Annotated in this window: 24 protein-coding genes and 1 tRNA gene; 18 read left to right on the top strand and 7 right to left on the bottom strand. The window is 67.8% G+C overall.

Features of this window, described 5'->3' with window-relative positions; translation table 11 throughout:
- Nucleotides 1-5 precede the first annotated feature (5 nt).
- The 4 genes from ssuD to AAN986_RS09960 form a co-directional block, all read right to left on the bottom strand.
- Nucleotides 6-1166, bottom strand: coding sequence for an FMNH2-dependent alkanesulfonate monooxygenase (gene ssuD, locus AAN986_RS09975; protein WP_012206437.1), 1161 nt, complete (start codon nt 1164-1166; stop codon nt 6-8).
- A gap of 38 nt (nt 1167-1204) precedes the next feature.
- On the bottom strand, nt 1205-2260 hold the full coding sequence (locus tag AAN986_RS09970; RefSeq protein WP_047218079.1) for an aliphatic sulfonate ABC transporter substrate-binding protein: 1056 nt from the start codon (nt 2258-2260) through the stop codon (nt 1205-1207).
- A gap of 23 nt (nt 2261-2283) precedes the next feature.
- Nucleotides 2284-3285: a sulfonate ABC transporter substrate-binding protein gene (locus AAN986_RS09965; protein WP_016448337.1), complete on the bottom strand. Its 1002-nt coding sequence runs from the start codon at nt 3283-3285 to the stop codon at nt 2284-2286.
- Nucleotides 3286-3662: 377 nt separating this feature from the next.
- Nucleotides 3663-4685: a sulfate ABC transporter substrate-binding protein gene (locus AAN986_RS09960; RefSeq protein ID WP_012206440.1), complete on the bottom strand. Its 1023-nt coding sequence runs from the start codon at nt 4683-4685 to the stop codon at nt 3663-3665.
- 144 nt (nt 4686-4829) lie between these two features.
- Here AAN986_RS09960 and AAN986_RS09955 point away from each other — a divergent pair, with 144 nt between their 5' ends.
- The 8 genes from AAN986_RS09955 to AAN986_RS09920 all read left to right on the top strand — a co-directional run bounded on the left by AAN986_RS09955 (nt 4830) and on the right by AAN986_RS09920 (nt 13754).
- Nucleotides 4830-5102 (top strand): oxidative damage protection protein, encoded by a 273-nt coding sequence (locus tag AAN986_RS09955; RefSeq protein ID WP_012206441.1) that lies wholly within the window; start codon nt 4830-4832, stop codon nt 5100-5102.
- Nucleotides 5103-5274: 172 nt separating this feature from the next.
- The gene (locus AAN986_RS09950; protein WP_016453307.1) at nt 5275-5943 is read left to right on the top strand and encodes a trimeric intracellular cation channel family protein; all 669 of its coding nucleotides are present in this window, start codon (nt 5275-5277) and stop codon (nt 5941-5943) included.
- Between the two features lie 15 nt (nt 5944-5958).
- A complete protein-coding gene (mnmC, locus tag AAN986_RS09945) occupies nt 5959-7899 on the top strand; it encodes an FAD-dependent 5-carboxymethylaminomethyl-2-thiouridine(34) oxidoreductase MnmC (protein WP_047218078.1) in 1941 nt (646 codons plus the stop codon).
- 189 nt (nt 7900-8088) lie between these two features.
- Nucleotides 8089-10143, top strand: coding sequence for a TonB-dependent receptor (locus AAN986_RS09940; protein ID WP_047218077.1), 2055 nt, complete (start codon nt 8089-8091; stop codon nt 10141-10143).
- A gap of 132 nt (nt 10144-10275) precedes the next feature.
- Nucleotides 10276-10827, top strand: a complete 552-nt coding sequence (locus AAN986_RS09935) for a DUF2478 domain-containing protein (protein ID WP_047218108.1) — start codon at nt 10276-10278, stop codon at nt 10825-10827.
- Between the two features lie 5 nt (nt 10828-10832).
- Nucleotides 10833-11894, top strand: coding sequence for an iron ABC transporter substrate-binding protein (locus AAN986_RS09930; protein WP_047218076.1), 1062 nt, complete (start codon nt 10833-10835; stop codon nt 11892-11894).
- Nucleotides 11894-12907, top strand: a complete 1014-nt coding sequence (locus AAN986_RS09925; protein ID WP_349335619.1) for an iron ABC transporter permease — start codon at nt 11894-11896, stop codon at nt 12905-12907. The genes AAN986_RS09930 and AAN986_RS09925 overlap by 1 nt, the downstream gene beginning before the upstream one ends.
- Nucleotides 12900-13754 carry an ABC transporter ATP-binding protein gene (locus tag AAN986_RS09920; RefSeq protein WP_082138070.1) on the top strand — a complete coding sequence of 285 codons (855 nt, stop codon included), beginning with the start codon at nt 12900-12902 and terminating at the stop codon, nt 13752-13754. Before AAN986_RS09925 ends, AAN986_RS09920 begins: the two co-directional genes overlap by 8 nt.
- On the opposite strand, the gene AAN986_RS09915 is transcribed toward AAN986_RS09920, so the two are convergent.
- On the bottom strand, nt 13690-14607 hold the full coding sequence (locus AAN986_RS09915) for a hypothetical protein (protein WP_241150349.1): 918 nt from the start codon (nt 14605-14607) through the stop codon (nt 13690-13692). The two genes, AAN986_RS09920 and AAN986_RS09915, sit on opposite strands and share 65 nt — an antisense overlap.
- Before the next feature lie 381 nt (nt 14608-14988).
- On the opposite strand from AAN986_RS09915, the gene AAN986_RS09910 reads away from it, so the two are divergent.
- The 8 genes from AAN986_RS09910 (at nt 14989) to AAN986_RS09875 (ending at nt 22278) form a co-directional block, all read left to right on the top strand.
- Nucleotides 14989-16821: a nitrite/sulfite reductase gene (locus AAN986_RS09910; protein ID WP_047218073.1), complete on the top strand. Its 1833-nt coding sequence runs from the start codon at nt 14989-14991 to the stop codon at nt 16819-16821.
- Nucleotides 16822-16849: 28 nt separating this feature from the next.
- The gene (locus tag AAN986_RS09905; protein WP_016448346.1) at nt 16850-17233 is read left to right on the top strand and encodes a DUF934 domain-containing protein; all 384 of its coding nucleotides are present in this window, start codon (nt 16850-16852) and stop codon (nt 17231-17233) included.
- Nucleotide 17234: 1 nt separating this feature from the next.
- Nucleotides 17235-17993 carry a phosphoadenylyl-sulfate reductase gene (locus AAN986_RS09900; RefSeq protein ID WP_013801647.1) on the top strand — a complete coding sequence of 253 codons (759 nt, stop codon included), beginning with the start codon at nt 17235-17237 and terminating at the stop codon, nt 17991-17993.
- Between the two features lie 41 nt (nt 17994-18034).
- Complete coding sequence (cysD, locus tag AAN986_RS09895; RefSeq protein WP_013801646.1) at nt 18035-18967, top strand: sulfate adenylyltransferase subunit CysD; 933 nt, start codon at nt 18035-18037, stop codon at nt 18965-18967.
- Entirely contained in the window at nt 18967-20358 is a 1392-nt protein-coding gene (locus AAN986_RS09890; RefSeq protein WP_047218072.1) for a GTP-binding protein, read from the top strand. Before cysD ends, AAN986_RS09890 begins: the two co-directional genes overlap by 1 nt.
- 165 nt (nt 20359-20523) lie before the next feature.
- Nucleotides 20524-20853 carry a ferredoxin FdxA gene (fdxA, locus tag AAN986_RS09885; protein ID WP_012206456.1) on the top strand — a complete coding sequence of 110 codons (330 nt, stop codon included), beginning with the start codon at nt 20524-20526 and terminating at the stop codon, nt 20851-20853.
- A gap of 13 nt (nt 20854-20866) precedes the next feature.
- Nucleotides 20867-21919 carry an NAD(P)/FAD-dependent oxidoreductase gene (locus tag AAN986_RS09880; RefSeq protein WP_047218071.1) on the top strand — a complete coding sequence of 351 codons (1053 nt, stop codon included), beginning with the start codon at nt 20867-20869 and terminating at the stop codon, nt 21917-21919.
- An 86-nt stretch (nt 21920-22005) separates the two neighbouring features.
- Nucleotides 22006-22278: a hypothetical protein gene (locus AAN986_RS09875; RefSeq protein WP_227468472.1), complete on the top strand. Its 273-nt coding sequence runs from the start codon at nt 22006-22008 to the stop codon at nt 22276-22278.
- A 48-nt stretch (nt 22279-22326) separates the two neighbouring features.
- On the opposite strand, the gene asd is transcribed toward AAN986_RS09875, so the two are convergent.
- On the bottom strand, nt 22327-23181 hold the full coding sequence (gene asd, locus AAN986_RS09870) for an archaetidylserine decarboxylase (protein WP_026062786.1): 855 nt from the start codon (nt 23179-23181) through the stop codon (nt 22327-22329).
- 452 nt (nt 23182-23633) lie between these two features.
- Here asd and infA point away from each other — a divergent pair, with 452 nt between their 5' ends.
- On the top strand, nt 23634-23882 hold the full coding sequence (infA, locus tag AAN986_RS09865) for a translation initiation factor IF-1 (RefSeq protein WP_012206460.1): 249 nt from the start codon (nt 23634-23636) through the stop codon (nt 23880-23882).
- Nucleotides 23883-23942: 60 nt separating this feature from the next.
- A tRNA-Pro gene (locus AAN986_RS09860) sits at nt 23943-24019 on the top strand.
- 93 nt (nt 24020-24112) lie between these two features.
- Here the strand turns inward: AAN986_RS09860 and AAN986_RS09855 are convergent.
- Nucleotides 24113-24766 (bottom strand): hemolysin III family protein, encoded by a 654-nt coding sequence (locus AAN986_RS09855; RefSeq protein ID WP_047218070.1) that lies wholly within the window; start codon nt 24764-24766, stop codon nt 24113-24115.
- Between the last annotated feature and the right edge of the window lie 149 nt (nt 24767-24915).

Genomic DNA, 24915 nt, shown 5'->3' with positions numbered 1-24915 from the left:
CTCCCTCAGCTTTGCGACGCGCGCGGCGAGTACAGGTTGGCAACGGTCTCGCCCAGCGGCCCGCCCACGCCGCCAGCCAGCCTGTCGCGCACGGACAGCGGCAGCAGCGGGAAGACCAGTTCGGCAAAGCGGTAGGCCTCTTCCAGGTGCGGATAGCCGGACAGCACGAAGGTGTCTATGCCCAGGTCCGCGTACTCCTTGATGCGGTCGGCCACGGTCTGCGCATCGCCCACCAGGGCCGTGCCCGCGCCGCCGCGCACCAGGCCCACGCCGGCCCAGAGGTTGGGGCTGATCTCCAGCTCGGCCCGCGTGCGGCGGCTTCCGCCGGCATGCAGGGCGGCCATGCGGCGCTGACCTTCCGAGTCCATGCGCGCGAAGGCGGCCTGGGCCTGGACCACGGTCTCGTCCTTGAGGCGGCTGATCAGGCGATCGGCATCGGCCCAGGCCTCGTCCTCGGTCTCGCGCACGATGACGTGCAGGCGGATGCCGAACTTCACGCTGCGGCCATGGCGCGCCGCCTTCTCGCGCACATCGGCAATCTTTTTGGCCACCTCGGCCGGGGGCTCGCCCCAGGTCAGGTAGGCATCGACCTGCTCGGCGGCCAGGTCGTGCGCGGCCTCGGACGAGCCGCCGAAGTACACGGGCGGATACGGCTTTTGCAGCGGCGGGAACAGCAGCTTGGCGCCCTTGACCGAGAGGTGTTCACCTTCGTAGTCGAGCGTGCCGCCCTCATGGCTGCGCTCAAGGATCTCGCGCCAGATGCGGATGAACTCGGCCGATTGCTCGTAGCGCTGCGCATGGTCGAGGAAGACGCCGTCGCCCTCCAGCTCGGCACGGTCGCCGCCCGTGACCAGGTTGATCAGCAGCCGCCCGCCCGACAGGCGGTCGAACGAGGCCGCCATGCGCGCCGCCAGGCTGGGCTGGTGCAGGCCGGGCCGCACGGCGACCAGGAACTTCAGGCGCCTGGTGACCGGAATCAGGCTGGAGGCGACGACCCAGGGGTCCTCGCAGGAGCGGCCCGTGGGAATCAGCACGCCCTCGTAGCCCAGGCTGTCGGCCGCGATGGCGACCTGCTTGACATAGTCGTGGCTGAGCGGGCGGGCGCCCTCGGCCGTGCCGAGGTAGCGGCTGTCGCCGTGGGTGGGAATGAACCAGAAAACCTGCATGCGCTGCTCCAGTCAGGGGACGGAATCGAGGAAGGAAATCAAAGGGCGGAAGAAGGCCGTGCCGCCGCAGGCTCGGCCAGCCGCGCGTACTCGGCCGCCGAGGGCCGCCAGACGATGTCGGCCACCTGCACCTGGCGCGGAATCAGGCCCAGCCGAAAAAATGCATCGGCCACGCGCTGCTGGTCCACCACGGTCTGCGCAGCCAGCAGGCCCACGGGGGAGCTGGGCCGGCGCGCAATGAAGCGGCTGACCACCGCCGTATCCAGGCCGCTGAAGCCGGCCACCAGGGCCACGGCCTCCTGGCGCGCGCTCTGGGCCAGGCGATCGGCGCGCGTGAGCTCGTCGAACAGCGCGCGCAGCACCTGCGGATGGCGCTCCACCAGTCCGCGCGCGGCCAGGTAGAACGAGGCGTTGCCCGACAGGCCTTCGCCATTGGCCAGCACGCGCGGGCGAATCGCCAGCTCGGTGGCCGCGTAGAACGGGTCCCAGATGGCCCAGGCGTCCACGCTCTTGCGTTCGAAGGCGGCGCGCGCATCGGCCGGGGCCAGGTACACGGGCTGGATCTCGTTCCAGGCCAGGCCCGCCTTGTCCAGCGCGCGCACCAGCAGGTAATGGGCGCTGGAGCCTTTTTGCAGCGCCACGCGCCGGCCCTTGAGGTCGGCCAGGGCGCGCAGCGGCGAGTCCGACGGCACGAGGATGGCCGAGCTTTCGGGCTTGGGCGGCTCGGCGCCCACGTACAGCAGGTCGCGGCCTGCGGCCTGGGCAAAGACCGGGGGCGAATCGCCGGTCAGGCCGAAATCCAGGCTGCCTGCGGCCAGGGCCTCCAGCAGCTGGGGGCCGGCCGGAAACTCCAGCCAGCTGACCTTGGTGCCCGCAAAGCGCTTTTCCAGCACGCCCTGCTGCTTGAGGATGACCAGGTTGACGGCCGACTTCTGGTAGCCGATGCGCAACTGCTCGGGTCCGGCCACGGCGGCCGGCGTCTCGGCGCGTGCGTACTGGCCGGCCAGGCTCCAGCTGAAGGCGGTGGTGCCCAGCAGTTGCAGGGCCTGGCGGCGCACGCGGTCCAGGCGGGGCTTCTTGGGGATGGCGTTCATGGTGCGGACTCCTTGCAGTGGGCTCAGGGGCGCGACGCGATCAGGTCCACGGGCGCGGCATGCAGCAGGTTGAGCTTGCGGGGGATGAGCTTGAGCTCGAAGAAGGTGTCGGCGATCTGCTGCTGCTCGGCCAGGATCTCGCGCGTCACGGACGAGGTGCCGAAGCGTGCGCGGCTCAGGTACAGCTCGGTGATGGACTTGTCCAGGCCCAGGATGCTGGACAGCTCGGCGGCCGCCGCCGTCTGGTTCTTCGAGGCCCAACGGTCAATCCCATCGACCTCTTCGATGGCAATGCGCAGCACATCGGCATTGCGCGTGGCGAAATCGCGCGAGGTGAAGTAGTAGGCGCGGTTGTTGACCACGCCCGTGGCATCGGCCAGCAGGCGGGCGTCCAGCGTCTTTTGCGCGGCAGCCAGGAAGGGGTCCCAGATCAGCCAGGCATCGACGGAGCCGCGCTCGAAGGCGGCACGCGCATCGGCCGGCGCCAGGAAGACGGACTGCACATCGCCGTACTTCAGGCCATGCTTTTCCAGCAGCTTGACCAGGAAGTACTGCACGTTCGAGCCCTTGTTGTAGGCCACGCGCTTGCCCTTGAGGTCCTGCACGCTGCGGATGGGCGAGTCCTTGGGCACGATCACCGCCTCCAGCCCGGGGCGCGGCACGGTGGCGCCCGCATAGACCAGGGGTGCGCCTGCGGCCTGCGCAAAGATGGGAGGGGCCTCGCCCACATCGCCGAAGTCGATGGAGCCCACGTTCAGCGCCTCCAACTGCACGGGGCCGGCGTTGAACTCGATCCAGCGCACGGATACGCCCAGCGGCGCCAGCCGCTTTTCCAGCGTGCCCCGGCTCTTCAGGATGGACAGCCAGCCCTTTTGGTGGCCCACGCGCAGCACGCGGTCACCCGCCTTGTCCTGGGCCAGGGCCGGGCCGCCCACCGTGGCGACTGCTGCGGCAAGGCCCGCGCCCAGCAGTTGGCGTCGGCGCCAGTTGGCTGTGTGTCGGGGGAAAGAATCAAACGAGACCATGACGGACATCCTTGGAAGAGTGGTGCGTGGTGCGTGGTGCGTGGCGCAGGCAAAGCGCTGCCCATGCATGCGCGCGGCATGCAGCCAAAAAACAAAAAAAGGGAAGGCGGAGCAAGGGGCGGCCGCCTGCAGGGCCAGGCCTGCAGACGCACCGCACGGAGTCGTCAGGTGCTACATCGCCGGCTGGCGAAGGCCACGGTCTCGAAGCGAGGAAAAGAGCTGGATGCCACCACGCCTGCCTGCGCCGTGCGGCGCGGGGCCTGCAAAGAGTGGCGGGAAGTCAGCAAGATGGACATGGCGGATCGTGGTAGTTGGCAGAGATCTGGGAAAGCGGGTGAATTCAGTGGGTGGGCGCCGGCCGGGCCGGCGCGCCGCACTCACTTCTTGGTGTAGATCTGGTCGAAGCTGCCGCCGTCGGCAAAGTGGTCCTTGTCGGCCTTGGCCCAGCCGCCAAAGGCCTGGTCGATGGTGACCAGCTCCAGCTTGGGGAACTTGTCCGCGAATTCGGCCTTGACCTTGGCATCGGTGGGACGGTAGTAGTTGCGGCCGGCGATGCGCTGGCCTTCCTCGGAGTACAGGTACTTCAGGTACTCCTCGGCCACGGCGCGTGTGCCCTTCTTGTCCACGACCTTGTCGACCACGGCCACCGAAGGCTCGGCCAGGATGGACAGCGAAGGCACGACGATCTGGAACTTGTCGGGACCGAACTCCTTGAGTGCCAGGAAGGCCTCGTTCTCCCAGGCCAGCAGCACATCGCCCACGCCGCGCTGCACGAAGGTGATGGTGGCGCCGCGCGCGCCGGTGTCCAGCACGGGCACGTTCTTGAACAGCTTGCCGATGAAGTCCTTGGCCTGTGCGTCGCCGCCGTACTTGCGCTTGGCGAATTCCCAGGCGGCCAGGTAGTTCCAGCGCGCACCGCCGCTGGTCTTGGGGTTGGGCGTGATCACCTGCACGCCAGGCTTGACCAGATCGTCCCAGTCCTTGAGGTTCTTGGGATTGCCCTTCTTCACCAGGAAGACGATGGTGGAGCTGTAGGGCGCCGAGTTGTGCGGCAGGCGCTTTTGCCAGTCGGCCTTGAGCAGGTTGCCGTTCTTGACCAGGGCGTCGATGTCGCCGGCCAGCGCCAGCGTGGCCACGTCGGCGTCGATGCCGTCGATGATGGAACGCGCCTGCTTGCCCGAGCCGCCGTGCGACTGCTTGACGCTCACGTCCTGGCCGCTCTTGGCCTTCCAGTGCTTGGCGAAGGCCTGGTTGTATTCCACGTACAGCTCGCGCGTCGGATCGTAGGAGACATTGAGCAGTTGCACCGACTGGGCCAACGCCGGCAGAGCCGACAGGGTCAAGCCCGCGATCAGGCCGGCGGCGACAGGAAACTTGATAAAGTGGCGGCGAATTTTCATTGGAGTGTCGGTAGAGAGTGGAGACGACGGTCTGGTGCCGTGGAAAGCATTCTCAAAGCCAACTCTTAAAACTCAAACCAATAAGATTTCAGTTTGTTATTCCCAAAACATCTGAATCTCTGCAAGACAAGGACTCAATTCCCCATGGCACGTACCGTTCACTGCATCAAGCTTGGCGTTGACGCTGAAGGCCTGGATTTCCCGCCCTACCCCGGCGAGCTGGGCAAGCGCATTTTTGAAGGCGTGAGCAAGCAGGCCTGGGCCGACTGGCTCAAGCACCAGACGATGCTGGTCAACGAAAACCGCCTGAACCTGGCCGACGCACGCGCCCGCCAGTACCTGGCCCGCCAGATGGAAAACCACTTCTTCGGCGGCGGCGCCGATGCGGCGGCCGGCTACGTGCCTCCTACGGCCTGAGCCGCTTCGTGCCCTTTCACCGCCCCCGTCGCACCGCGCCGGGGGCGGTTTCATTTGCGGTGCCGCAAACGGCCGCCGCCCAGAGACCGCCTACAATGCCCGCCTTCTTGCGCTGGACGGCGCAGTGGCCGCACACCCTGCGGCGCGGGCCGGTCTTCATCCGAGGTTTTCCGTGCTTCCATCCGTCTCCCTGCTGGAATCGTTCCAGGCATCGCAGTTCACCGTCATGCTGGTGATCTACCTCGTGGCCATCACGGCCGAAGCCATGTCGGGCGCGCTGGCGGCGGGCCGGCGCAACATGGACATCTTCGGCGTGGCCGTGATCGCCTTCGTTACCGCGCTGGGCGGCGGCACCATCCGCGACATGGTGCTGGGCCACTACCCCATCGGCTGGACGCAGCACCCTGAATATGTCTACCTGGTCATCTCGGCCGGGCTGCTGACCATCGTCGTGGCGCGCCACATGCACCATCTCAAGCAGGTCTTTCTGCTGCTGGACGCCATGGGGCTGATCGCCTTCTCGCTGATCGGCTGCAACGTGGCGCTGGAGCTGGGCTACCCGCCCGTGGTGGTGGTGATGTCGGGCATGCTGACCGGCATCAGCGGCGGCATTCTGCGCGACGTGCTGTGCAACCAGGTGCCGGTCGTCTTCCGGCGCGAGCTGTACGCCAGCGTGTCCCTGGCCGTGTGCCTGCTGTTCCTGGGGCTGCGCACGCTGGACGTGGGCTCCAACCTCAGCACCGTCGTCTGCTTTGCCGGCGGACTCACGCTGCGCCTGGCCGCCATCCGCTTCAAGTGGCGCCTGCCCGTGTTCTCCTACCAGCAGCGCTGGGAGGAGTAGTTCTGCCCCTTGCCCATGTCCGAACCCATTGACTGGCTGCCCGATGGCACGCCCTACAGCCCGCGCTTCGGCGACCGCTACCACAGCGAACTCGGCGGCCTGGACCAGGCCCGCCACGTCTTTCTGGGCGGCTGCGGCCTGCCGGCGGCCTGGGCCGACGCGCCGCAATGGCGCATCCTGGAGACCGGTTTCGGCTTCGGGCTGAATTTCCTCGTGGCCTGGGAAGCCTGGAAGGCCGATCCCCGGCGCCCGAGGCTGCTGCATTTCGTCTCGGCCGAAGCCTTTCCCGTCAGCGCCGACGCCATGCGCCAGGCCATGCCCCGGGAACCCAGCCTGCGTGCACTGGCCGAGCAACTGGCCACCCGGTTCCAGGGCCTGCTGCCCGGCGTGCACCGCCTCGCCTTCGAGCAGGGCCGCGTGCTGCTGACGCTGTACATCGGCGATGCCCAGGCCATGCTGCGGCGCCAGCAGCTCACGGCCGACAGCATCTACCTGGACGGCTTCACGCCGGAACTCAACCCCGACCTCTGGAGCGCCGACACCCTGCGCGCGCTGGCGCGCCATTGTCGGCGCGGCACGCAGCTGTCCACCTGGTGCGTGGCGCGCACGGTGCGCGATGGCCTGGCACAGCACGGCTTTCAGGTGCGCAAGGTCGATGGCGTCCCACCCAAGCGCCACAACCTGCATGCCGTCTTCGACCCGGCCTGGCAACCGCGCGGGCCGCGCGGGCCGGGAGCACAGCCGCAGGAACCCATCACCCCACGGCGCTGCACGGTGCTGGGTGCAGGCATCGCCGGTGCGGCCGCCGCCGCCAGCCTGTCGCGCCGTGGCTGGCAGGTCACCGTGCTGGATGCTGCCGACGCGCCTGCAGCGGGCGCCTCGGCCCTGCCCGCGGGCCTGTTCTGCCCCCATGTCTCGCCCGATGACAGCCTGCTGTCCCGCCTGAGCCGCGACGGCGCACGCCTGACCCTGGCGCAGCTGCAAGTGCTCTCCGGCCAGGGCCTGCTGCAACCGGGCACGGACTGGTGCGATACCGGCGTGCTGGAGCACGGCGTGGAAGCCGCCCCGCGGCTGCCGCGCGACTGGCAATCCCCCGGCCCGGGCGACCACTGGAGCCGGCCCGCAAGCGCCGATCAACTCTCGGCGGCCGGCCTGCCCGCCGACGCCCCGGCCTGCTGGCATGCGCAAGCTGGCTGGGTACGCCCGGCGCGGCTGGTGCAGGCGCAACTGGCGCTGCCGGGCGTGCGCTGGCAGGGCCGCGCCTGCGTGGCGCGTCTTGCACGCACCGACACAGCCGGTGGCGCGCCCGTCTGGCAGGCCCTGGATGCACAGGGCAATCTGCTGGCCGAGGCTGAACTGGTCGTTCTCGCACTGGGCCCCGCAACCAATGCGCTGCTGGAGCACAGCCTGGGTGCGCAGGCCGCCTGGCCGCTGCAGCCCATTCGCGGCCAGGTCAGCTGGGATGTGCACACCCCGGCCAGCGCACAGGCCATGCCGCCCTTTCCCGTCAACGGCCATGGCAACCTGGTGCCTGCCATGCCGCTGCCCGGCGATGCAGCCGGGCCAGGCTGGGTCATGGGATCGACCTTCGAGCGCGACCAGACCGCGCTGCCGCCCAGCCCCGGAGACCAGGCCGCCGCCCATGCAGCCAATGGCGCCAAGCTGGCGCAGCTGCTGCCACGTGCCTACCAGGGCCTGCAAGGCTTCTTCGACGCGCCACCGCGCGCCACCTGGGGCGCCGTGCGCGTGGCCTCGCCAGACCGGCTGCCCGTGGTCGGACCGGTGTCCGACCAGGCTCCCGGCCTGTGGGCGCTGACGGCCATGGGTTCGCGCGGGCTCACGCTGTCGCTGCTGTGCGGCGAGCTGCTGGCAGCACGCCTGCACGACGAACCGCTGCCCCTGGATGCCAAGCTGGCGGCTGCCCTGGCCAGCGAACGCCTGGGCCGCAGGCGCTGAGCCGTTGAACCGCCCGGCCGCTGGACGGCCGGGCATTCACACAACGGCCTGAAAGAAAACCCGAGTCTTCCCGCAGACGGTTTTTTGTCACTCGTTATGTTTATTGGTGCATATCGCTAGAATCCGGAACCTGTTTTCAAAAGGAAACAACCAGCCGCTCCGCGTCCACTCACACAACCACCGAAAATCGTGCCCCTCCAGCCCCGCTACAGCGCCCAAGCCTCCTCCCCTGCCTTCCGCCTGCAGTCCACGCTGGCCCACGCCCTGCTGCTTGCGGGCCTGGCCGCCAGCACCCAGACACAAGCCCAATCGGTCACGTCCGCAGCACAGGCTTCGCAGACCTTCCAGCTGGGCACGGTCGATGTGCACGGTGCGCGTGATGAAGCAGAGGCCATATCCGGCGATGAACAGCGACTGGGCGCCGCCGAGATGCGCCAGCACAATGCCGACACCGTGGCCGACGCCGTGCGCCTGCTGCCGGGCGCCACGCTGTCGCGCAACAATCGCAACGAGGAAATGATCTACCTGCGCGGCTTCGATCCGCGCCAGGTGCCGGTCTTCGTGGACGGCGTGCCCCTGTACGTGCCCTATGACGGCTATGTGGACTTCGGCCGCTTCACCACGTTCGACCTGTCCGAGATCCGCGTGGCCAAGGCTGGCGCCTCGCTGATGTATGGCCCCAATACGCTGGGCGGCGCCATCAACCTGGTCACGCGCAAGCCCGTCAAATCCTTCGAGGGCGATGCGCGCATCGGCGCAGGCGCAGGCGGCGAACGCAAGGCCGCCGTGAACCTGGGCGGCAACCTGGGCACCTGGTACTACCAGCTTGGCGCCTCCTACCTGGACGCGGACAGTTTTCCGCTGCCCAAGGGCTTCAAGGACTTCAAGAAGCAGCCCACCGACACGGGCAACTACCGCGACAACGCCTACCGCACGGACAGGCGGCTGTCGTTCAAGCTGGGCCTCACGCCCAATGCCACGGACGAGTACGCGCTGGGCTATGTGCGCCAGGAAGGCGAGAAGGGCAACCCCGTGTATACCGGCAGCGCCACGGGCAAGAACGTCATCCGCTACTGGCGCTGGCCCTATTGGGACAAGGACAGCGTGTACTTCCTGAGCACCACGCGCATCAATGCCGACAACCTGCTCAAGACGCGCATCTACCACGACACCTACCAAAACGGCCTGGACATGTACACGGACGCGAGCTACACGCGCCATGACCCCACCAGCAGCTACAAGGACGTGAGCCAGGGCGCCAGCGTCGAGTGGGCCAACTACAGTTTCAAGGGCCATGCGCTGCGCCTGGGCGCGCACTACAAGATCGACGAGCACACCGACGCCGCCTCGGCCAAGGACCCCAGCAAGCACTACCGCGACGTGACGCGCTCGCTGGTGATCGAGGACACGATCTCCCTGGCCGAGCGCTGGAGCCTGAACCTGGCGCTCAGCCACGACCAGCGCGATGCGCGCGAGGTCTACCAGTGGCCCACGGGCTCCGCCAGCGCCACCAATGGCGTGGCCAAGCTCGGCTATGCGCTGGGCGGTGGCAGCGAGGCGTATTTCATCGCCTCGCACAAGACGCGCTTTCCCACCATCAAGGACCGCTACTCGGCACGCATGGGCACGGCCCTGGCCAACCCCGACCTGCAGCCCGAGACGGCCAACCACCTGGAGCTGGGCGTCAGCGGCTCGCCCTGGCATGGCGGCCAGGGCCAGGCCGCGCTGTTCTACAGCCGCGTGCGCAACCAGATCCAGACCGTGGTCGTGGCGTCGGCCGAATGCGGCGGCACCACCTGCAACCAGGCGCAGAACGTGGGGCGCACGCGCAACATCGGCATGGAGCTGTCCCTGGCCCAGCAACTGTCGGCGCAATGGGGCGTGAACGCCGGCTACACCTACCTGAACCGCCGCAACACCAGCGACTCCAGCATCACGCTGACCCACACGCCGCGCCACCGCCTGCTGGCCGGTGTCCAGTGGCGTCCGCTGGCGCAGTGGGAATTCAATGCCGAGGTCGAGACCGAGAAGGGCCGCTACGTGCCGCTGTCGGGCAGCGGCCAGCTGCAGACGCTCAAGCTGCCCGGCTACGGCATTGCCAACCTGCGTGCACGCTACAAGCCGCGCAGCGACATCACCGTGGACTTTGGCGTGGCCAATATCGGCGACAAGTGGTACCAGTTCGATGACGGCCTGCCCATGCCGGGCCGCAGCTGGTATGTCAACCTGGGCTATCGCTTCTGAGGAGCGGACCTGGCGCGAAGCGCCCGCCCACGCCTGCCTGCGTTCCGGGTCCAGCCAAGCTGCCCATGGTCAACGACACCGGGGTCGGGCAGGAGTACAACAGCCCCATTGATACGCATCAACCTGCATGCCATGAACCCGCCCTTCACCATCCTGCCCCTGGCCGCCCTGGTCCATCCCGACGACGAGCATGCAATGGAGCTGCTGCTCGAACGCGTGGCACGCCGCCTGCAAGGCGCGGGCTGGCGCGTGGGCGGGCTGGTGCATCGCCAGGACCGCTATGCCAACGGCAACAAGCGCATGCAGCTGTTCGACCTGCGCAGTGACCGCCAATTCGAGCTGTCCCAGGACCTGGGCTGCGCCTCGCGCGCCTGCAGCCTCAACCCCCAGGCCCTGGCCCAGGCCAGCGCCGTGCTGCGCCAGGCGCTGGACGATGGCGTGGATCTGGTGGTGATCAACCGCTTCGGCATCGTCGAGGCCTCGGGCCAGGGCTTTGCCGCCGAATTCGCGGCCTTTGTCGAGGCCGGCACGCCCGTGCTCACGGCCGTCGCGGCCCGCCATCTTGAAGACTGGCGCAGGTACACCGGCAGCCTGCATGCCGAGCTGGCAGCCGATGAGGTGCAGATCGAGCAATGGTGCCAGGCACAGCTTGAGCGCCGTGGCTGCGCCAGCCCCATCCCCTGACTTTCATGACCGATCTTCTGTTCACCCGCCGCCGCTGGCTGGGCCAGGCCATGGCGGCACTGGCCTCATCGGCGCTTGTTCCCGGCCATGCCCAGGCAACCACGATTGCCGCCCGCATGGGACAGATGCCGGACCCTGCCAGGCTGCGCCGCGTATTCGCGGCCGGACCGCCCGCAGGCGTGCTGGTGGCCACGCTGGCACCGCACAAGCTGCTGGGCTGGCCCCAGCAGCTGGACGATGTCTCGCGAGCCTATCTGGGGCCCACGCTGCAGGCGCTGCCGCACCTGGGCCGCCTGTCCGGGCGCGGCAGCACCATGCCGCTGGAGTCGCTGCTGAAGCTGCAGCCCGACCTGGTGCTGGACGCCGGCACGGCCGATGCCACCTATATCTCGGCCACCGAGCGGCTGGCGCGCCAGACCGGCCTGCCCTGCGTGCTGATCCAGGGCTCGCTGGCCGACCACGCACGCCAGTTGCGCGAGGTCGGCGCCCTGCTGAGCGAGGCTGCGCGTGGCGAGACGCTGGCCCGCCATGCCGATGCCGTGGCGGCGCTGGCGCAGCGTGCCACCCAGGGCCTGGCACCGGCCGAGTGCCCGCGCGTGTATTTCGCACGCAGCGCCAATGGCCTGGAGACGGGGCTGGCGGGCTCCATCAATGTGGAAGCCGTCGAATATGCGGGCGGGTGCAATGTGGCCGCCGATGCAGGGCGTGGCGGGCTCACGCGCGTGTCCATGGAGCAGATCCTGGCCTGGGACCCGCAGGTCATCGTCACGCAGGAACCCGGCCTTGCCGAGCGCATGCGCCAGGACCCGCTGTGGCGCGGCGTGGCCGCCGTGCGCTCGGGCCGCGTGCACTGCGCGCCGGTCTGGCCCTTCGGCTGGCTGGATGGTCCGCCCGGCGTCAACCGGCTCATCGGCGTGCGCTGGCTGCTGGAAAAGCTCCACCCGCAGGCGCCGGCCCTGCAGGCACTGCCTCCGTTGGAGCGCGAGGTGCGCGACTTCTACCGCCTGTTCTACGGCGCCGACCTGTCGCCCGCAGCGCTGGGCAGGCTGATGGAGACTGCGCGTTGATGCCTGCCACAGGCCGCCGCCTGGGGTGGGTGCTCGCGCTGGCCTTGCTGGCCGCCGTGCTGCTGTGGGCGCTGGCGGCGGGTCAGTTCTCCATCGCGCCGCAGCAGCTGTGGCAGTCGCTGCTGGCGCGCGCCACGGGCACGGCATCCCCCTTGTCCGCCAGCGCCGAGACCGTGCTCTGGAACATCCGCCTGCCGCGCATCGCCGCAGGCCTGGCCGTGGGCGCCACGCTGGCGGCGGCAGGCGCGGCCTACCAGGGCATGTTCCGCAACCCGCTGGTCTCGCCCGACATCCTGGGCGTCTCGGCCGGTGCCGGCCTGGGCGCGGTGCTGGGCATCTTCCTGGGCTGGTCCATGGCGGCCGTGCAGGCCCTGGCCTTTGGTGGCGGGCTGGCCGCCGTGGCCGTGGTGGTGGCCATCAGCGCCAGCGTGCGCCGCCATGACCCGGTGCTGGTTCTGGTGCTGGCCGGCATTGCGCTGGGCGCGCTACTGGGCGCGGGCATCGCCCTGGTCAAGACGCTGGCCGACCCCAATACGCAGCTGCCATCCATCACCTTCTGGCTCATGGGCGGCCTGAGCGCCGTGACCCTGCCCGAGCTGGGTGCCACGGCACCCGTGATGCTGTGCGCCCTGCTGCCCCTGCTGCTGCTGCGCTGGCGCATCAACCTGCTGGGCCTGCCCGACGAGGAGGCGCTGGCCCTGGGTGTGCCCGTGGCACGCCTGCGCCTGCTGCTGGTGGCCTGTGCCACGCTGGGCACGGCGGCCGCCGTATCGCTGGCCGGCATCGTCGGATGGGTGGGGCTGGTGGTGCCGCATGTGGCGCGCCTGCTGGTCGGCCCCAATTTCGTGCGCCTGCTGCCGGCCTCGGCGCTGCTGGGCGCGGGCTTCGTGGTGGCGGCCGACACGCTGGCGCGCAGTGCGGCGCGCATCGAGCTGCCGCTGGGCATTCTCACGGCCCTGGTCGGCGCGCCCTTCTTTCTCTACCTGCTGTCGCGCAAGGGCCGCAATGACTGAGGTGCAGGCCCCACCCGTGCTGCAGACGCTGGCCCTGGCCACAGGCCATGGGCGGCGGCGCGTCAGCCAGGGGCTGGACCTGGCCATTGCCGCAGGCGAGGTGCTGTGCCTGCTGGGACCCAACGGCTGCGGCAAGACCACGCTGTTCCGCACCGTGCTGGGCCTGCTGGCGCCGCTGGCCGGAGAGGTGCGCGTGCAGGGCCAGCCCGTGCACAGCTGGCCGCGTGCCGAGTTTGCGCGGCGCGTGGGCTATGTGCCCCAGGCGCAGGCCGGCGTCTTCGGCTTCGAGGCGCTGGACATGGTGCTCATGGGCCGTGCCGCGCGCCTGCCTGCGCTGGCCCGGCCTTCAAGTGCCGACCGCGCCCTGGCGCTGGGCTGCCTGGAGCAGTTGGGCATCGCCCATTTGGCGCTGCGCCCCTATACCGAGCTGAGCGGCGGCGAGCGCCAGCTGGTGCTGATCGCACGCGCCCTGGCCCAGGAGCCCGCGCTGCTGGTCATGGACGAGCCCACGGCCAGCCTGGACTTCGGCAACCAGATCCGCGTGCTGGACCAGATTGCCGCGCTGCGTGCACGCGGCATGGCCGTGCTGCTGTCCACCCACCAGCCCGAGCATGCGCTGCAGGTGGCCGACCGCATCGCCCTGCTGGGCCGCGGCGGCCTGCAGGCCTGCGGTGCGGCGGCGCAGGTGGCGACACCGGCCGCGCTGGCTGCGCTCTATGGGGTGAGCGAGGCGGCGGTGGCGGCGCGGCTGCCAGCAGACCTGGATAGGCGCAGCGTTGGCATCAGTGCTTGGGAACGGGCAGCTTCCAGCCAGGCGGGGGCTGCAGCGGGCGGCCTGCGTCCTTGAGCATGCGCTCCAGCAGTTGCTGTTCGCTGTGGATGGAGGAATCGGACAACAGCCGGGCAAACTGGGCTCCTCCGTCCTGCATGCCGAGCGGGGCGGACGCTTGCATCAGCCACTCCAACTGGCGGCGCCGGGCCTGGGCCGCGGCGCGCTCGGTCGGGGTTTTGGCCAGCCGGCGTTGAATCGCCAGCCCAAAGCCCTCGTCCAGCACGGTCGATGAGCGCTGCGTCAGCAGGTGGGCTACATGCAGGCAGTCGGCCTCGCGCGCCGGGGTTTTGCCCATCGCTTCGGGTTTGCAGGTATCCAGCAGCGTCTTGTAGCCCGTCAAGGGAAAGGCTGTCCAGATACCTATTGCAGTGATCACCGCGCCTTCCTCGAGCCGGTAGTTCGGACTGCCACCCAGCGCCTGCAGCTCCTGTGCCGTGGGCGGATGGCGCAGCAAAGCGGACTGCATCCAGCGCACGCCGTCATACATGTGCAGGTCCGCGTAGCGGCTTTCGCGCGCTGCAACCAGCAGTTCCTGCGGTCCCAGCGCCTGCTGCATCAGCGCAGAGAAATTGCTGGGCTCCAGCGCCAGCCAGCGGCGGGCAGCCTCGGAGCGCACTTCGCCTTCGTCCTCAGGGGCCTTGGAGGCCAGCAGTTGATAGGCCAGCGCATCCTGCCCTGCCCGCTCCAGCGCGTCCTGGCGCCAGCCCTCGGCCTGGCTGACAGCGCTTTTGTCGCGGGGCGACAGATTGATCAGGATGGCCGCAAAGGCCAGATCGCGCCCGCTGCCGGAACCGGCCAACTGCGCCGCCACGCGATGCAGATACGCATCCCAGGCTGATTTCTGTGCGGATTTGTCGGGTTCAGGCATGTCAGCTGTGTGCGCTGCTGACAACGGAGACGGCGGCGGTGCCGGCTTCTGGGCCTGCGCCTGAGCAGCAGTTGCCAATGCCAAGGCCAGCCCGATGGCGGCACAACGGTTTCGCATTCTGAAATCCTCCCTCTGACCGGAAAGCATATCGGCCGCTCATGCGTTTGGCATGCCCAGCCCCACAAAGCCTGCTGCCATTCACTTATATCCATATCCACATACTTGCAGGACAAAACAATCGTTTGCTTCTATAAGGCCATTGCTTACATTCCCCTCCATGCAGGGTTCTGTGCGCGTGTCCCGCAAGTGCCTCGGTGCCACGCGATGAGCCCCTGCACCGCCGCCACTGGCGGCAGTCGAAGACCCCACATCCGAAGCGCCATGTACCAATACACCGAATTCGACAAACAGTTCATCCGCCTGCGCGCCGAGCAGTTCCGTGACCAGCTCGAACGCTGGCAGGCCGGCAAGCTCTCGGAGGATGAGTTCAAGCCCCTGCGCCTGCAAAACGGCTGGTATGTGCAGCGCTACGCGCCCATGCTGCGCGTGGCCGTTCCCTATGGCGAGCTGTCCAGCGCCCAGCTGCGCGTGCTGGCCCGCGTGGCCCGCGAGTACGACCAGCCCGACGCCGCCCTGCTGGCCGAGGCCCGCGACACCCAGGCCAAGCTGGGCGACATTCCCCTGCACGACGGCCGCCGCATCGGCTCCGACCTGAAGTTCGGCTACGGCCACTTCACCACGCGCACCAACGTGCAGTACAACTGGATTCCGCTGTCCAAGGCCGCCGACGTGATGGACCTGCTGGCCAGCGTGAACCTGCACGGCATCCAGACCAGCGGCAACTGCATCCGCAACATCAACAGCGACGCGCTGGCCGGCATTGCCATCGACGAGATCGCCGACCCCCGCCCCTTCACCGAAATCCTGCGCCAGTGGAGCACGCTGCACCCCGAGTTCAGCTTCCTGCCGCGCAAGTTCAAGGTCTCCATCAGCGGCGCCGAGGAAGACCGCGCCGCGCTGGGCTGGTACGACGTGGGCCTGCAGCTGCTCAAGAACGAGGCTGGTGAGCTGGGCTTCAAGGTGCGCGTGGGCGGCGGCATGGGCCGCACGCCCACCATCAGCCCGGTGCTGCGCGAGTTCCTGCCCTGGAACCAGCTGATGAACTACCTGGAAGCCGTGATCCGCGTCTACAACCGCTACGGCCGCCGCGACAACGCCTGGAAGGCGCGCATCAAGATCCTCGTGAAGTCCGAGGGCCAGAACTACATCGACCAGGTTGATGAGGAGTTCCGCCAGATCGTCGAGGTCGAGGGTGGTCCCCACACCATCACGCAAGCCGAGTACGACCGCGTGGCCGCCAATTTCCGCGAGCCCGAGCTGGACCTGTCGCCCGCCAATGCCGAGGCCGAAACCCTGGCCCTGCTGCGCACGGCCGCCGAGGAAGACAAGGACTTCGGCCGCTGGCTGACCAGCAATGTGCGCCCGCACCGCCACCCGCAACTGCGCGCCGTGCTGCTGTCGTTCAAGCGCCTGGGCTACGCGCCGGGCGACGCCACGGCCGACCAGATGGATGCCGCCGCCGCGCTGGCCGACCAGTTCTCGGCCGGCGAGATGCGCGTCACCCACGAGCAGAACCTGCTGCTGCCCTGGGTGCGCCGCGACCAGCTGCCCCAGCTGTACAAGGCGGCCAAGGCCCTGGGCCTGGCCAAGCCCAACATCGGCCTGCTGACCGACATGATCGCCTGCCCCGGCGGCGACTTCTGCTCGCTGGCCAATGCACGCTCCCTGCCCATTGCCGAGGCCATCACCGAGCGCTACCAGGACCTGGACGAGCTGTGGGACCTGGGCGAGATCGACCTGCACATCAGCGGCTGCATCAACAGCTGCGGCCACCACCACAGCGGCCACATCGGCATCCTGGGCGTGGACAAGGACGGCAAGGAGTGGTACCAGATCACGCTGGGCGGCGCCGACGGCTCCCACCTGTCCGGCCCGGCCACGCCCGGCAAGATCATCGGCCCCTCGTTCAGCGCCGCCGAAGTGCCCGGCGTGATCGAGGCCCTGCTGGCCACCTACCGCGAGCAGCGCCAAAGCGAAGGCGGCCGTTTCGAGACCTTCATCGCCACCGTGCGCCGCGTGGGCATCGACCCGTTCAAGGCCGCCGGCAATGCCGCCCGCCACCCCGCCAAGCACACCGAGGAAGCGGCCGCCTGACCCCAGGTGAGAGCCGCAGGAGATCCCCATGAAAATCATCGCCGCCCACGAGCACCAAAGCCCGGCCGAAGGCCAGCAGACTGTCATCGCCCCGGCCAATGACGCCGACCCCTTCACGCTGGACCTGACCGGCGTGCAGCGCATCGACCTGCACTTTCCCAAGTTCACCGACGGCCGCGCCTTCAGCCAGGCCCGCCTGCTGCGCAAGCGCCTGGGCTTCCAGGGAGAAATCCGCGCCACGGGCGACGTGCTGATCGACCAGCTGGTGCAGATGCAGCGCTGCGGCTTCGACGTGGCCGTACTGCGCGAAGGCGTGGACATCTCCGATGCCCAGCGCCAGCTGGACCGCTTCCACGGCTTCTACCAGGGTGATGCCGTCCATCCCGAGCCCCACTTCGTCAAGGCGGCCTGACATGGGTGCGCAAAGCTTTCTGTCGCGACAGGCATCGGCCAAGGCCACCGAGGTCAACGGCCGAGCCAGCAGCGGCTTTGCCGACAAGCTGGCCGCCACCGAGGCCTTGCTGCGCGAGGCAGCGGCGCTGGGCGCCGAGGCCGTGACGCAGGCCTCCAGCCTGGGCGCCGAGGATGTGGTGATCACCGACATCATCCACCGCCTGGGCCTGGACATCCCCGTCTTCGTGCTGGACACCGGCGCGCTGCACACCGAGACCCTGGCCCTGCTGGAGCGCACCCAGTCGCTGCCCGGCCTGAGCGTCAAGGTCTACCGGCCGCAGCTCGAATCGGTGATCCACTTCATCCGCGACAACGGCCAGGACGCCATGTACCGCAGCATCGAGCTGCGCAAGGCCTGCTGCGGCGTGCGCAAGATGGAGCCGCTGGCGCGCGCGCTGGCCGGCAAGAGCGCCTGGATCACGGGCCTGCGCCGCGAGCAGTCCAATGCCCGCGCCGACGTGCCCGCCGTGGACCGCAGCGAGGTCGAGACCAAGGGCCTGACCAAGTTCAACCCGCTGACCGACTGGACCCAGGGCGATGTCTGGCACTACATCGCCAGCCACGGCGTGGACTACAACCCGCTGCACGACCAGTTCTATCCCAGCATCGGCTGCGCACCCTGCACGCGCGCGGTCAGCCTTGGCGAGGACTTCCGCGCCGGCCGCTGGTGGTGGGAGGATGAAGCAGCCAAGGAATGCGGCCTGCACGCCAAGAAGTGAAGCCTGCAGGGTTTGACACCGATTTGATTGGAAACCAAGAAATGAATGCCCGTGTGGACACCTCCGTGCTGAGCCATCTCAGCAACCGCCACCTCGACGCCCTCGAAGAGGAAACCATCTTCGTGCTGCGCGAAGTGGCCGCCGCCTTCGAGCGCCCCACCCTGCTGTTTTCGGGCGGCAAGGACTCGCTGGTCATGCTGCGCTGCGCAGAAAAAGCCTTCGGCAAGGGCCGCATCCCCTACCCGCTGCTGATGATCGACACCGGCCACAACTTCCCGGAAGTGACCGATTTCCGCGACCTGCGTGCCAAGGAGCTCGGCGCCGAACTCATCGTGCGCAGCGTCGAGGACTCCATGGCACGCGGCACCGTGCGCCTGGCCCATCCGGGCGAAAGCCGCAACGTCCACCAGTCGGTGACGCTGCTGGAGGCCATCGATGAATTCCGCTTCGACGCCCTGATCGGCGGCGCCCGCCGCGACGAGGAAAAGGCCCGCGCCAAGGAACGCATCTTCAGCCACCGCGACAGCTTCGGCCAATGGCAGCCCAAGGCCCAGCGCCCCGAGCTGTGGACGCTGTTCAACACGCGTCTGGCCCCCGGCGAGCACTTCCGCGTGTTCCCCATCAGCAACTGGACTGAACTCGATGTCTGGCAATACATCGAGCGCGAGCAGATCGCCCTGCCCAGCATCTACTACACGCACAAGCGCGAAGTGGTGGAGCGCCGCGGCCTGCTGGTGCCCGTGACCGAACTCACGCCCCCGCGCGACGGCGAGGAAGTCGTGGTACGCGACGTGCGCTTTCGTACCGTGGGCGACATCACCTGCACCTGCCCCGTGGAAAGCGAAGCCGCCACGGCGGCCGACATCGTGCTCGAAACCCTGGCCGCCGAAGTCAGCGAACGCGGCGCCACGCGCATGGACGACAAGACCAGCGACGCCTCCATGGAAAAGCGCAAGAAGGACGGATATTTCTGATGACCACCGCAAGCATTGCCGCCGACACAGCCGTCGCGGATTCCACGGCCACCCAGGCCAGCCAGGCCACACAGCAGACCGCCTCCAACGCCTCGGCCCTACGCTTCATCACCTGCGGCTCCGTCGACGACGGCAAGAGCACGCTGATCGGCCGCCTGCTGGTGGACACGCGTGCCGTGCTCCAGGACCAGCTCGCCGGCGTCACCAAGAGCGGCGAGACCGACCTGGCGCTGCTGACCGACGGCCTGTCGGCCGAGCGCGAGCAGGGCATCACCATCGACGTGGCCTACCGCTACTTCGCCACCGAAAGCCGCAAGTTCATCATCGGCGACGCGCCGGGCCATGAGCAGTACACGCGCAACATGGTCACCGCCGCCAGCAGCGCCGACGCCGCCGTGGTGCTGGTCGATGCCACCAAGCTCGACTGGAAGAACCCGCAGCTCACCCTGCTGCCGCAGACGCGCCGCCACAGCCTGCTGGCCCACCTGCTGCGCGTGCACTCGCTGGTGTTTGCCGTCAACAAGCTCGACGCCGTCGAAGACCCGCAACTGGCCTTCGTCCACATCCGTGGCGCGCTGCAGCGCTTCACGGCCGAGGCCGGCATCGCCTCCGCGGCCACCGTGCCCGTCTCGGCCCTCAAGGGCTTCAACGTGGTCAACGCCGAGCCCGGCTGGGCCGGCTACGACGGTCCCAGCCTGCTGCAACTGCTGGAGCAGTTGCCCAACACGCCGACCGACACCGGCCTGGCGCTGGCCTTCCCCGTGCAGTGGGTGGAGAAATTCTCGTCCTCGGCCGATACCAGCCAGGGCCGCCGCGTGTTCTGGGGCCGCGTGGCCGCAGGCCGCGCACGCGTGGGCGACGCCGTGCAGATCCTGCCCAGCGGCCAGCAAGCCGTGATTGCCCAGGTGCTGGACCATGCCCGCGTTCCCGGCTCCATCGACGCGGGCCTGTCGGCCGGCATCACGCTGGACCGCGAGGTCGATGTCTCGCGCGGCGACTGGATCGTCGCCGCCCCGGTGGCTGCAGCGGCCACTGCCGATGACGACTTCGACGCCCCGCAAGCGGAGCCCGCATGGCCCAGCCAGCGCGAGCTGACCGCCACCGTGGCCTGGATGGACGAGCAGCCGCTGGTCCCCGGCCGCACCTACCTGGCGCTGCACGGCCACCGCTGGATCAAGGCCAAGGCCCGCCGCGTGGTGCACCGCCTGAACATCCACACGCTGGCCCAGGAAGAGGCCACCCAGCTGGAGCCCAACGCCATCGGCCGCGTGGAGCTGCTGCTGCAGGAAAGCATTCCCGCAGCGCCCTTCGCCCAGGCCCGCCAGCTGGGTGCGCTGATCCTTGTGGACACGGCCAGCCACGCTACCGCAGGCGCTGCACTGCTGGATTGAGCAACTGAACAGTCCCGCTTCGCGAGCCGGCACATGCCGGCTCGTGGGCTTTCAGAAAACCGCAGCAGTCCGCGCCAGAATCTCTTGCATGTGCAGGACCGTGTTCCGAAAAATTCTAGAATCCCGGGTTGATACCGACATTCACACCGCAAATAAAAGACTCCCATGACTCACGTCGTCACCGAAAACTGCATCAAGTGCAAATACACAGATTGTGTGGATGTCTGCCCCGTGGACTGCTTCCGCGAAGGCCCCAACTTCCTCGTGATCGATCCTGACGAGTGCATCGATTGCGCCGTGTGCATTCCCGAATGCCCGGCCAATGCCATCTTTGCCGAGGAAGACGTCCCCGCCGACCAGCTCGCCTTCATCAAGCTCAATGCCGAGTTGTCGCTGGAAAAGGGCTGGAAGAGCATCACCAAGCGCAAGGCCTCGCTGCCCGACGCCGACGACTGGAACGGCAAGCCCGGCAAGCTGGACCAGCTCGAACGCTGAAGCCGCGCAGCCCATGCAAGACACCTCCGGCGCGCAACCGATCCAGACCGATGCCCTCGTCATAGGCGCAGGCCCGGCGGGCCTGTTCCAGGTGTTCCAGCTGGGGCTGCAAGGCATCCGCTGCCATGTCGTCGATGCCCTGCCCCATGTGGGCGGGCAGTGCGCGCAGCTGTACGGCGACAAGCCCATCTACGACATTCCCGGCATTCCGGTGTGCACGGGCCATGAACTGGTCCAGTTGCTGCAGCGGCAGGTCGCGCCCATGGACGCGCAACTGCACCTTTCCCAGCAGGTCGCCCAGCTGCATCGCATGGACGATGGCCGCTGGCTGGCGCAGACCTCGCAAGGCCTTGAACTGCATGCGCGCAGCGTCTTCATTGCGGCTGGCGTGGGCGCCTTTGTGCCCAAGGCGCTGAAGGTGCCCGGCGTGGAGCGGCTGGCTGCAGGCCAGCTCCACTACCATCCCGCCGATCTGGAAATGGTGCGCGGCCGGACCGCCATCGTCCACGGTGGCGACGAAGAGGCCGTGGCCGCGGCCATTGCCTGCGCCGACAAGGCCCAGACCACCTGCCTGCTCTACCGCCGCGACGCCTTCCAGGCTTCGGCGCCGTTGCTGGAGCGCCTGCAGGAGCTGCGCGACAGCGGCGCCATCCGCGTGGTGATCGGCCAGATCACGCAACTGCATGCCGACTCAGGCCTGCTGCGTGCCGTGCAGTGGATGGATGGCGAAGGGCAGGAGCATGAACTGGCGGCGCAGCAACTGGTCGTCTGTCTGGGCATCTCCCCCCGCCTGGGCCCGGTCGCCGAATGGGGCCTGGCCATGGAGCGCAAGCAGCTGCTGGTGAACCCTGCAACCCAGGCCACCGATGCGCCAGGCATCTATGCGATCGGCGACATCGTCAGCTACCCGGGCAAGCACAAGCTGATCCTGTGCGGCTTCCATGAAGCCACCATGGCGGCCTTTGCCGCCGCCGAGTACATGCAGGGCGAGAAACCGCTGCTGCAGTACACGACGACCAGCGCACGGCTGCACGCCATCCTCGGCGTTTCCCATCCGGACGCCTGAGCTTGGTGTTCGCCGCCCGGCGACCCTACAGTTCGGCGCGGCAGTGCCGATAAGGTGGGCAGCGTCCACTCATGCACATCAAGCCTATGGTTGCCACTCTAGAAGCCCCTCCCAGCACTGCCGTCGCGCCACCGGCCGATCCGCGCAGCTTCACCTTCCAGATGCCGCTGTTCCGCCCGGGCACGCAGGTCACACAGAACGGGAAGGCCGAGAAGGTCAGCCACGTCATACTGCGCCGCCGTGAACTGATGGTCTATCTGGTCGGCCATGAAGACCCCGTCAGGCCAGAGCGGCTGAGCATCGCACCCTCGATGTTCACCACACAGCGGCGCCCTGAAGCCCTGAGCTGGATTCTTTGACAGGAAACCGGGCCTGGGCCCGGTTTTTCATCGACGACCCTTCGAGACTCAGGCCTCGCCGCGCCCGGCCATCTTCTGGCCCAGGCGCACGGGCGCGGCATGTGTCCACTGCGCGTTGAAGCGCAGCCCTGCCGATGCGGGAAACAGCATGACCACGGTGGAGCCCAGCTGGAAGCGCCCCATTTCCTCGCCCTGGCCCAGGACGATGGACTGGTCGTCGTAGCGCCAGTCCTGGATGCGACCGGGCCGCGGCGGATTGACGATGCCGTGCCACACCGTTCCCATGCTGCCCACGATGGTGGCCCCCACCAGCACCAGCACCATGGGACCGTGGTCCGTATCGAAGACGCAGACCACGCGCTCGTTGCGCGCAAACAGGCCCGGCACGCCGCGCGCCGTGACCGGGTTGACCGAGAACAGTTCGCCGGGCACATAAATCATCCGACGCAACCGGCCGGCACAGGGCATGTGGATGCGGTGGTAGTCGCGCGGGCTCAGGTAAATGGTCGCGAAATGCCCGTTGTCGAACTGCCGCGCCAGCTGTGCATCGCCGCCGACCAGCGCCGTGGCGCTGTAGCTGTGCCCCTTGGCCTGGAAGATCTGCTCGCCCTCGATGGCGCCGATCTGGCTGATGGCGCCATCCACAGGACAGACCCAGTCAGCCGAAGCCAGCGGCCGCACACCGGGCTTGAGCGCCCGCGTGAAGAACTCGTTGAAGCTGGCATAGGCCGCAGGATCGGAATCGGCCGCCTCCGACATGTCCACGCCATAGCGTGCAATGAAGCGACGGATGACTGCCGTGGTCAGGTCACCCGCACGCGCCTGGGCCAGGCGCCCCATGACGGCAGTCAGCGCCTGCTTGGGCAAAAGATACTGGGAGAGAACGGCAAGTCGATCAGACATCGAGGTTTTGCTATAAAAGTAATAGAAGCTGTGGGCGGATTCTAGCCAACCCGCGACCATCGCCCCTCCTCGGCCACCGCGGCCTTCAACCCTGGCCGGACCGCCGCAAAGCCTCGCGCACGTTTTTCGAGGCCATCTCATCACACGCGGATGACAAAAGCCTCGCCGTCCCAGCACGAATCCGACCTGTGTTTTGCGTACGATGGCCGCTTTGAACACCGCACGCACGGCGACGAATACAACACTGTAGAATCAGGAAGTTTAGGTGTTGCCGGGCTTCGTCTTTGCGACACCGTTGTGACCTGGTCCTCTGTCCGGTCTGCGCCTTTTGCGCAGAACATCCACAGCCTTTTCAGCCTGACCACGTACCCCATGTTCTGTGGGCCAGGCAAGGTTTTCGTGGTTCCGACAAATGAGTGCCGCAACCGACCCAGACCTAAGAGATTGAACACATGGCCAAAGAAGAACTGATTGAAATGCAAGGCTCCGTCACGGAAGTCCTGCCTGACTCTCGCTTTCGTGTGACGCTGGAAAACGGACACCAGCTGATCGCCTACACCGGCGGCAAGATGCGCAAGCACCATATCCGCATCCTGGCTGGCGACAAGGTATCGCTGGAGATGTCGCCCTACGACCTCACCAAGGGCCGCATCACCTTCCGCCACCTGGCCAACCGTGGCCCCGGCCCTGGATCGCGTTGAACAGAAAATTCGCACATTGCGAAAATACCCATTTTTTTGACGCTACAATAGCATTTTAGTCGGAGCGTAGCGCAGCCTGGTAGCGCATCTGCTTTGGGAGCAGAGGGTCGCGAGTTCGAATCCCGCCGCTCCGACCAAATGATTCAAGCCCCTGGTTCGAAAGAGCCAGGGGCTTTTGTCTAACAGAATCCAAAGCGTCTAACGCAGCGCCGCCAGCACGAGCCCTCGCTTCAGGCCAGCAAACCGACCACCGCGACGGTATGGCAGGCGCTGCCGGCAACCACGAACAGGTGCCAGATGCCATGCGAATGGCGCATGCTCGAAAGGCTTCGGTAGAACACCGTTCCTGCCGAATAGAGCAGTCCGCCCGCGAGCAGCCAGGCCAGGGTCTGCGCACCGTGGCGCAAGGCCATCGGCACCGCGCCCCCTAAGCTGAGCCAGCCGAGGCTGATGTACAGGGACAGGCGCGGCGGCGAATCGAAACCAAGTGCACGTATCGCGCCCTGCAATGCGAGCGCCCATACACCGGCAAGCAAGGACCAAGCCCACAAGCCAGAGGGCGCCATCAAGGCAAAGGGCGTGTGACTGCCGGCAATCAGCAGGTAAATGCAGGCGTGGTCGACGCGCTGCCAAAAACGCTTGCGTGCCCCGGTGCAGCCATGAAAGAGGGCCGAGGCACCGAACAGCGCCGCCAGAGAGAGGCCAAACACCACAGAGCCTGCAATCTTGCGCGCATCGCCGCCGGCCACCGTTTCGCAGATGAGGCCCACACTGGCCACCACGCCCACGAGCAGGGCTGCCAGATGACTCCAGGTATTGAACCGCTCGCCGGGCTGGCAGCAAACGCTTGTGCCGCTCGGCAAGCCTGCCTGCAAGTCTGGCATGAAGCCTCCTGTCGCATGACCAAGGAACGCCGGACGCCGTGCCCGGCTCCTCCACCTTACGGCTCAGACGTGACAGGGCAATGATTGCAACTCACACGCTGCAGCGCCGTCCGCCGGATACCCCACGACGTGCCGCGTCAAATTGCAAC

The sequence above is a fragment of the Delftia sp. DS1230 genome, assembly GCF_040112715.1.
Lineage (GTDB): Bacteria > Pseudomonadota > Gammaproteobacteria > Burkholderiales > Burkholderiaceae_C > Comamonas > Comamonas tsuruhatensis.
This window is presented reverse-complemented; position numbering and strand designations above follow the sequence as displayed.